This is a genomic window from Cellulomonas citrea (assembly GCF_009829685.1).
Taxonomy (GTDB): domain Bacteria; phylum Actinomycetota; class Actinomycetes; order Actinomycetales; family Cellulomonadaceae; genus Cellulomonas; species Cellulomonas citrea.
Genome location: NZ_VWSD01000308.1, coordinates 1 through 1142, shown reverse-complemented (window position 1 = coordinate 1142; position 1142 = coordinate 1). Strand labels below are relative to the sequence as shown.

The 1142-nt window shown below is 75.9% G+C and carries 2 protein-coding genes; one reads left to right on the top strand and one right to left on the bottom strand.

Annotated features, from left to right (window positions below; genetic code table 11):
- Nucleotides 1-273: helix-turn-helix domain-containing protein (locus F2B26_RS16375; protein ID WP_159811138.1), on the bottom strand; the 273-nt coding region annotated here is incomplete at its 3' end.
- Nucleotides 274-501: 228 nt separating this feature from the next.
- On the opposite strand from F2B26_RS16375, the gene folP reads away from it, so the two are divergent.
- Nucleotides 502-1142: dihydropteroate synthase (gene folP / locus F2B26_RS16370; RefSeq protein WP_159811140.1), on the top strand; the 641-nt coding region annotated here is incomplete at its 3' end.

Here is a 1142-nt window from a genome sequence, read left to right as displayed (position 1 = left end):
CTCGAGCGCGCGGACCAGGGCCACGAGGTCGCGGGCGACGTCGCCGGTCTCCACCACGTCGTCGGGGCGGACCTGGCCGAACGCGGCGTCGAGCACGAGGGCGGCGCGGTTCGGCCAGCGCCGGTGCAGCGCGGTCTTCGAGGTCCGGGCGCGGCGGGCGACGAGCTCCCAGGTGAGCCCGGCGTAGCCGACCTCGACGAGCAGCTCCCGGGTGGCGTCGAGCGCGGCGTCGGTGACGCGCTGGTCGCGCGGCCGGCCAGGGCTGGGGCTCATGGGCGTGACAATACGAGTCGTGGCGCATCGGAATCCAGGGGCTCTCAGCCGGCGCTCAGCGGGTGACCGGGTGCGGCGGGCCCGCCACCGTCCGCGGTGCGGTGGGCCCGTCCTGGTTCGGCCCTCCGTCGACCGACCGCCTAGGCTCGGTCCGTGAGACTCGCTGCGCGCTCGGACGCCCTGCTGGGCACCTCCGGCCTGCCCCGGGTCCCCGACCGGACCCTCGTCATGGGGGTCGTCAACGTGACCCCGGACTCGTTCTCCGACGGCGGACGGTGGCTGGACCACGACGCGGCGCTCGCCCACGGGCTCGAGCTCGTCGCGCAGGGGGCCGACCTGGTCGACGTCGGTGGGGAGTCCACCCGACCCGGCGCCGCACGCGTGCCCCTCGACGAGGAGCTCGCCCGGGTGCTGCCGGTCATCACGTCCCTGGTCGCGCACGGCGTCGTCGTGAGCGTCGACACGATGCGCGCGCAGGTCGCCCGCGCCGCGGTGGACGCCGGGGCGGTGCTGGTCAACGACGTGTCGGGCGGTCTGGCCGACCCGCAGATGGTGCCGTTGGTCGCCGAGACCGGGGTGGCCTACGTCGTCACGCACTGGCGCGGCGCCTCGGACGTCATGGACGACGCGGACCGCTACGGCGACGTCGTGGCCGATGTGCGCCACGAGCTCGACGCGCGCCTGGACGTGCTGCGCGCCGCCGGTGCCCGCGACGAGCAGCTCGTCCTCGACCCGGGCCTGGGGTTCGCCAAGTCCGGTGCCAGCAACTGGCCGCTGCTCGGCCGGCTCGACGAGCTGGTGGGCACAGGGCTGCCGGTGCTCGTCGGCGCGAGCCGCAAGCGGTTCCTGGGCGCGCTGCTCGCGGCGCC